This is a genomic window from Nonomuraea aridisoli, from assembly GCF_003236395.1.
Taxonomy (GTDB): Bacteria; Actinomycetota; Actinomycetes; order Streptosporangiales; family Streptosporangiaceae; genus Nonomuraea; species Nonomuraea aridisoli.
In genome coordinates this window covers 1-7,556 of sequence record NZ_POUD01000371.1, presented here as the reverse complement: position 1 = coordinate 7,556, position 7,556 = coordinate 1, and the positions used below count along the sequence as shown (strand labels likewise).

The window sequence follows — 7,556 nt, the reverse complement described above, 5'->3', positions numbered from 1 at the left end:
GCTAGTCTCGTGGGCTCGGAGATGTGTATAAGAGCAAGGTACTGGGTGGTCAGGGCGGGGTCCTTCTTGGCGACCTTGCCGTCCTGGTAGAAGACCCGCGTGACGTCGATCGTGAACCCCTGCTGCCCCGTCATCGGCACGCACTCGGGCGACGAGCTGGTCTCACGCCGGAACGGGGTGAAGTCCCGCCGTTCCGACTCGACCGCCTCGATCTTCTCGTACCGCTTCGTCCCCCACAGCGTGACGGTGACGGAGGTGTCGGTGTACGCGGTCTTGATCAGCACCCCGGTGTCGGAGTCATTGCGCCACTTGAGATCGACGTCCGGGTACACCAGGTCCGCGTCCCGCCCGGCCGGGTAGCCGGTGGTGTAGTACTGGACCGGCCGGTGCTCAACGTCCTCGAAGCCGCCGAAGAACACCGCGTTGTACATCGTGGTCGCGACCTGCGCGGCGCCCCCGCCGACCATCGTCACCATCCGGCCGTCGACGATCTGCCCGGCCTCGACGTAGCCGTCGCCGACCGTCGCCTCGCCCACGAAGTCGTTCAGCGAGAACGTCTCCCCCGGCGCGACCACGTGCCCGTCGAGCTCCTGCGCCATGCGCTGGATGTTCTTCACCCGCTCCTGGCAGCACGCGAACGTCGTGGTGAACGAGCTGACCTGCTCCTCGATCCCGAGCCCTTCCAGCTGCGAGGTCCGCACGGAGGGCGCGATGGCCTCGAGCCGGACGGGGATCGTCCGGTCGCCGCCCTCGGCGAAGACCTTCTCGGCGGCCGTGGCCAGCTGCTCGTCGTCGATCCCGCGCCCGGTGCGCGCCGGCACCAGGACGGGCTTGCCGTCCACGATCTCGTACGTCGCGTCGCGCGGCAGCTCGGCGGCGTCCACCAGGCCGCTCTCCACGCCCGCCAGCGCGGCCTCGGCGTCGAAGCGCGGCGCGAGCGCGCCCTCTTCGCCGGAGACGTACGTGAGGTTCGCGGCGATCACGGTCTGCGGGATCTGCACCCGCTTGGCGCCGAGGGCGAGCGTGATCGGCGCGGCGACGGCCTGCCTGGCCTTCTCCAGCGCGTCCGCGACGGCCTCGGGGGTGGTGGCGGGCGTGGCGGGGCGCAGGCTGAGCCGGACGGTGCCGCCGCCGTTCATGAAGGCGTCGCCGATCTTGCGTACGGCGTCGTCGCGGTCGAGCACCACGCCGTCGGCGGGGCGCCGGGACCTGGGCTGCAGGCCGGCGAAGAACACCCGGCCTTCGACGGCCGGCTTGTCCACCGTCTCGGCCAGCCCCTCGACGAGCCTGGTGAGCTGCGAGGCGTCGACGCTCATCTCCGGCTGGAGCTCGGTCGTGCCGGTGAGGCCGCGCCACACCTCGACGGGGGTGGGGAAGCCGCTGGGGGCCTGCCCGATCGTGCCGACGACGTCGAGCTCGAGCCCGGCCTCCGTGGGCTGGAAGGTCTCTTTCCTGTCACCGATCTGCACGACGACGGGCCCGCTGAGCTGCGCGCCGAGCTCGGCGCGGAGTTTGTCGGCCGCCTGCGTCACGGTGAGGCCGCCGATGTCCACGCCGGCCACGTGCGTGCCGGGCAGCACCGACCCCGACATGAGCACGGCCGGCACCACGTACGCCAGCACCCCGAGCAGGACGACGAGGGTCAGCAGGCCGGTCAGCAGCCGGCGTCGGCGAGGCGGCTCCGGCTCGTACGCCGGCGCCCGCCCGGGCTCGGAGCCGAACATGGGCGCGGCGGGCTTCTCCTTGCCCGCCATCGGCCAGGGCTGCGCGGGCGGCGCCGGCGGTGGCAGCGTGCCGTTGCCGGAGGGGCCGCCCGGCCCACCCGGCGCACCCGGAGCACCAGGCCCGCCCAGAGCGCCGGGGCCGGCGCTCTGTCCGGGCTCCTGCCGGTCCTGCGGGCCGAAGATGTCCCGGGAGACGCCCGGGGGCAGCCCTTCGATCCGCGGTTTCTTGGATTTGGCCGACGTGGGTAAGGGCACCGAGGCGAACGGGTCGGTCGGTGATTCGATCGGTCCGGCGTTTCGCACGCCTCAATCTCCTCCCGGTCCGCAAGCCAAGTCTCAGGCAACAGTAAGGCACGCCGATCGGCATATGTCACGGGAAATGGCTACGAGAGTGTGTCAACCCAGCCACTGATAGCGATGTTCCGGCCGCCCGGCGGTGCCGTACCTCGGCCGCAGCTCGGCCCGCCCCTCCGCGCAGAGGTGTTCGAGATAGCGGCGGGCGCTCACCCGTGACAGGCCGGTGAGCTCGGCGGCCTCGGCGGCCGACAGGTCACGGCCCGCGTCCCGCAGCGCGTCCGCGACCAGCGCGCAGGTCGCCGCGGACAGTCCCTTGGGCATGGGCGCGGCCGTCTTGAGCGTGCCGAAGAGCCGGTCCACGTCGTCCTGGCGGGCCTCGGGGCCGATGGCGGTCAGCCGCCTGCGGGTGTCGGCGTACTGCTGGAGGCGTTCGGACAGCGCGGCGGCGGTGAACGGCTTGATCAGGTAGTTGATCGCGCCGCCGCGCATGGCCTCACGGACGGTGGGCACGTCGCGGGCGGCGCTGATCATGAGGACGTCCACGTCGTTGAGCTGCTTGAGCACCTCCAGACCCGACATGTCGGGCAGGTAGATGTCGAGCAGCACGAGATCGGGCCGCAGCTCGGCCACCGCGGCCAGCGCGTCGGCCCCGTTGTGCGCCACCGCGACCACGCTGAAGCCCGGCACGCGCGCCACGTACCCGCTGTGGATCCGCGCCACCATGAAGTCGTCGTCCACCACCAGGACGCGCAGCCCGCTCATGATCTCGCCCCGGTCGGCGGGCTCGGTCGCCCAGGAGCCGTCGTCTCCAGTCGTCGCCGCGGTCGCCGTGCTCCCTCCGCTCCCTCGTCCGCCAACGGCGTTCCCTCGCCCGTCTTCGCGGGCAGCAGGGCGGTGAAGACGGCGCCGCCGTCGTTGCGGACGCGGACCCAGCCGCCCCGGCGCAGGCACGCCTGCCGAGTCAGGGCCAGGCCGAGGCCGCGCGGCCCCGAGTGGGCGGCCTTGGTGGTGAAGCCCTCCCTGAAGACCTCCTCCACCAGGTCGGGGGCGATGCCGGGGCCCGAGTCGCCGACGCGTACGCGCAGCCCGCCGGCGTCGGCGCGTACCGACACCTCGATCGTGCCCTCGGCGCCGTCGAGCGCGTCGATGGCGTTGGCGACCAGGTTGCCGACCACCAGGACGGCGTCCTGCGGGTCGCCGAGCGTGCCCTCGGGCACGCTGGAGTCGTCCGACAACACGATCCGGGCCCCGCGTTCGGCCGCCTCGGCGGACTTGGCCAGCAGCAGCGCGGCGAGGGTCGGCTCCTGGATGCGTTCGCGCAGGTCGGCGGCGTACGTGCCGCGCGTCGTGCGGGTGATGAAGCTGACGGCGGCCTCGTGCTCGCCGAGCTCCAGCAGCCCGACGACGGTGTGCATGCGGTTGGCGAACTCGTGTGCCTGCGCCCGCAGCGCCTCGGTCGCGCTGCTGGTGTCGTCGAGCTCGCGGGCCAGGCGGACCAGCTCGGTGCGGTCGCGCAGGGTGACGACCCAGCCGCGGTGCCGGCCGCGTACCCACACCGGGGTGCGGTTGAGCACCAGCACGCGCTCGCCGTGCAGCACGATGCGGTCCTCGCCGGGGTCGGCGCCGCCGAGCACGTCGCGCATCCGGTCGGAGACCGGCAGCCGCGTGAGGTCCTCCCCCGCGCCGATGGGGACGTCGCCGAGCAGCTCGCGCGCCGCGTCGTTGACCAGCGTGACCCGTCCGGCCAGGTCGAGCGCGAGCACACCCTCCTTGACGCCGTGCAGCACGCCCTCGCGCTGATCCAGCAGCGCCGCGATCTCCCGCGGCTCCAGCCCGAACGTCTGCCGGCGCACCCGCGCGGTGATGAGGGCGGCCAGGGCCAGCCCGGCGAGCAGCACGGCCGCCGCGGTCCAGATCAGCGGCGGCAGCGCGTGGGCGAGCTGGCCGGTGACCGTGGTCTCCAGCACGCCGACCGAGACGAGCCCGATGACGGTGCCGTACTCGTCGCGGATGGGCGCCTTGCCCCTGACCGTGGTGCCGATCGTGCCGGTCTCGGTGCCGACCCAGCTCCTCCCCGTACGCAGGACCGGGCTGCCGTCGGTGGACAGCCGCTTGCCGATCAGCGAGGCGTTGGGGTGGGCGTAGCGCTTCTGCTCGGTGTTGGCGATCACCACGTAGTCGGCGCCGGTCTCCTGCTGGACGCTCATGGCCAGCGGCTGCAGCACGGTCTCGGGGCGCGCCAGCTCGAACGCCTCGCGCACCTGCGGCAGCGCGGCCACCGACTGCGCGATCGCCAGGGCGCGCTGCTGGTGCAGCGAGTCGAGCTGGTCGCGCGTGTGCTCGGCCCACACTCCCGCCGTGCCGCCGACGGCCAGCAGCACGATCACCATCTGGAGCGCGAACAACTGTGTCCCGAGGGACGCGTCGCGGACCCGTCTCACCTTGCCCATGGAAACAAAGCGAGGTCACGTCCAGGTCGCGACCAATACGACCACTATGACGGCAACCGCACAAAGGCTCGACGCGGGCGCACGAGCGTTTCACCATCCCAGTTCTGACACAGTGAAATGACCCCCCATGGAGTGATCATGCGCTTGCGCGTATTCGCCGCCGTCGCGGCACTCTCCCTCGGCGCGCTGACGGGATGCGGCGCGCAGGGCGGCGGCACGTCCGCCGACGCCACCTTGCGGATCATGGCGCCGGCCGCGCCCGGCGGCGGCTGGGACCAGACCTCCCGCGTGGCCGAGCAGGCGTTCAAGGCCGCCGACCCGCAGCGCAAGGTCGAGGTGTTCAACGTGCCGGGCGCCGGAGGCACGATCGGGCTGGCGCAGCTCGCCGGCGAGAAGGGCAACGGCAACCTGCTGATGACCATGGGCCTGGTCATGGTGGGCGCCATCGAGCAGAACAAGTCCAAGGTCACGCTCGCGGAGACCACACCCATCGCGAAGCTGACCGAGGAGTACGAGATCGTCGTGGTCCCGGCGGAGTCGCCGTTCAAGACGCTGGCCGACATGGTCGCGGCGTGGAAGGCCGACCCGGCGAAGGTGTCGATCTCGGGCGGCTCGGCGGGCGGCACCGACCACATCGTGGCCGGGCTGATGGCCAAGGCCGCGGGCATCGACCCCAAGCAGGTCAACTACATCGCCCACTCCGGCGGCGGCGAGGCCCTGAACGAGCTGCTCGGCAACAAGGTCAGCGCCGGCATCTCGGGCGTCGGCGAGTTCGCCGAGCACGTGAAGTCCGGCAAGCTGCGCGCGCTCGGCGTCACCTCCGGCGAGCGGCTGCCCGACCTAGACGCGCCCACGCTGAAGGAGGGCGGCCTCGACGTGGAGCTGTCCAACTGGCGCGGCTTCGTGGCCCCCGCCGGGGTGTCGGAGGCCGACAAGAAGGCCCTGACCGACCTGGTCACCAAGATGCACGACTCGCAGCCGTGGAAGGACGCCGTGGCCAAGAACGGCTGGATCGACTCCTTCCAGACCGGCCAGGAGTTCGCCGACTACCTGAACGCCGAGCAGACCCGCGTGAAGGCCATCATCGCCGAGATGGGGCTCGTCTCCTGATGGCTCGCTGGTGGCGGCCCGAGCTCGGGCTGGCGGTCGTGGTGCTGGTGCTGGGCGTGCTGGTCGTGGCCGGGACGCTCGACGTCTCGGCCGCGGCCTCCCAGCTCGGCCTCGGGCCGCGTTTCTTCCCCATGCTGGTGGGCGGCGCGATGGTGGTCATCGGCGTCTTCTACGTGGCCGACGTGCTGCGCGGCGGCCGCGCCGACCCCGAGGAGAGCGAGGACGTCGACGTGGACGCGCCCACCGACTGGCGCAGCGTCGGCCTGGTCAGCGGCATCTTTCTGGCGTTCGCCGCGCTGCTGAACGTGCTCGGCTGGATCATCGGCGCGTCCCTGCTGTTCTTCGGCCTGTCGGTGGCCCTCGGCGCGGCGCACAAGGGGCGTGCCGCGCTGATCGCCGTGGTCGTGGGCGTGGCGACGTACGCGCTGTTCGTCTGGGGGCTCGGCGTGTCCCTGCCGGGCGGGCCGCTGGAAGGGCTGATCCAGCGATGACCTCGTTCCAGCTCCTGCTCGACGGCTTCGCCGCCGCGCTCACCCCCGTCAACCTCCTGTACGCGCTCGTCGGCGTCACCCTCGGCACCCTCGTCGGCGTGCTGCCCGGCATCGGGCCGGCGATGACGGTGGCACTGCTGCTGCCGATCACGTTCACGGTGCCGCCGGCCAGCGCGTTCATCATGTTCGCCGGCATCTACTACGGCGGCATGTACGGCGGCTCGACCACGTCCATCCTGCTCAACACGCCCGGCGAGTCGTCGTCGATGATCACGGCGCTGGAGGGCAACAAGATGGCCCGGCGCGGGCGGGCCGCCCAGGCGCTGGCCACGGCGGCGATCGGGTCGTTCGTGGCGGGCACGATCGCCACGGCGCTGCTCGTCGTGGCGGCCCCGGCGGTGGTGAGCTTCGCGATCTCGTTCGGGCCGGCCGACTACTTCGCCCTGGCGATCCTCGCGTTCACCGCCGTGTCGTCGGTGTTGTCCCGCTCGATCGTGCGCGGCCTGGCCTCGCTGGGGCTGGGCCTGGTGATCGGGTTGATCGGCATCGACCAGCAGACCGGGCAGGCCCGGCTCACGCTCGGCATCCCGCAGTTGCTCGACGGCATCGACGTGGTGATCGTCGCCGTCGGCCTGTTCGCCCTCGGCGAGGCCCTGTACGTCGCCTCCCGGCTGCGTCACGTGCCGCCGGAGGTCGTGCCGGTCGGACGGGCGTGGATGGGGCGCTCGGACTGGCGCCGTTCGTGGCTGCCGTGGTTGCGCGGCACCGCGCTCGGGTTCCCGTTCGGCGCGCTGCCGGGCGGCGGGGCCGAGATCCCCACGTTCCTGTCGTACGCGGCCGAGAAGCGGCTGGCCCGGGGCGTGGCCCGCGAGGAGTACGGCAAGGGCGCCATCGAGGGCGTCGCCGGGCCGGAGGCGGCCAACAACGCCTCCGCGGCCGGCACCCTGGTGCCGCTGCTGACGCTGGGCCTGCCCACGTCGGCGACGGCCGCGATCATGCTGGCCGCCTTCCAGCAGTACGGCCTCCAGCCCGGCCCCCAGCTCTTCGAGCACAACGCGGCGCTGGTGTGGGGCATGATCGCCTCGTTGTTCATCGGCAACGCGATGCTGCTGGTGCTCAACCTGCCGATGGCGCCGCTGTGGGCCCGCATCCTGCGGATCCCGCGGCCGTACCTGTACGCCGGGATCGTGGTCTTCGCCGCCCTCGGCGTCTACGCCCTGAACGCCACCGTGGTGGACCTGTTCGTCCTGTACGTCCTCGGCCTGCTGGGCTACGCCATGCGGCGCTTCGGCCTGCCCGTCGCGCCGGCGGTGATCGGCATGATCCTCGGCCCGATGGCCGAGATCCAGCTCCGCCGCGCCCTCGCCATCGGCGCCGGCGACCCGTCCGTCCTGGTGACCAGCCCCGTGGCCGCCGTCCTCCTGGTCTTGGCGGCCCTGGCCCTGCTGACCCCCGTCTTCAGAGCCCTCGCGACCCGCCGCACC

The 7,556-nt window shown here is 72.4% G+C and carries 6 protein-coding genes; 3 read left to right on the top strand and 3 right to left on the bottom strand.

The features are described from left to right. The 3 genes from C1J01_RS44235 to C1J01_RS44225 all read right to left on the bottom strand — a co-directional run. The coding region (locus tag C1J01_RS44235; RefSeq protein ID WP_146615956.1) for a VanW family protein at window positions 1-2,027 on the bottom strand (2,027 nt) is incomplete at its 3' end. Between the two features lie 93 nt (window positions 2,028-2,120). After that, a complete protein-coding gene (locus C1J01_RS44230) occupies window positions 2,121-2,783 on the bottom strand; it encodes a response regulator (protein WP_111184999.1) in 663 nt (220 codons plus the stop codon). Continuing rightward, window positions 2,780-4,471 (bottom strand): sensor histidine kinase, encoded by a 1,692-nt coding sequence (locus tag C1J01_RS44225; RefSeq protein ID WP_111184998.1) that lies wholly within the window; start codon window positions 4,469-4,471, stop codon window positions 2,780-2,782. The genes C1J01_RS44230 and C1J01_RS44225 overlap by 4 nt, the downstream gene beginning before the upstream one ends. Before the next feature lie 138 nt (window positions 4,472-4,609). On the opposite strand from C1J01_RS44225, the gene C1J01_RS44220 reads away from it, so the two are divergent. The 3 genes from C1J01_RS44220 to C1J01_RS44210 all read left to right on the top strand — a co-directional run. Then, window positions 4,610-5,581: a Bug family tripartite tricarboxylate transporter substrate binding protein gene (locus C1J01_RS44220; RefSeq protein ID WP_111185001.1), complete on the top strand. Its 972-nt coding sequence runs from the start codon at window positions 4,610-4,612 to the stop codon at window positions 5,579-5,581. After that, window positions 5,581-6,072: a tripartite tricarboxylate transporter TctB family protein gene (locus C1J01_RS44215; protein ID WP_111184997.1), complete on the top strand. Its 492-nt coding sequence runs from the start codon at window positions 5,581-5,583 to the stop codon at window positions 6,070-6,072. The genes C1J01_RS44220 and C1J01_RS44215 overlap by 1 nt, the downstream gene beginning before the upstream one ends. Next, window positions 6,069-7,556: tripartite tricarboxylate transporter permease (locus tag C1J01_RS44210; RefSeq protein ID WP_111184996.1), on the top strand; the 1,488-nt coding region annotated here is incomplete at its 3' end. The genes C1J01_RS44215 and C1J01_RS44210, both read left to right, overlap by 4 nt.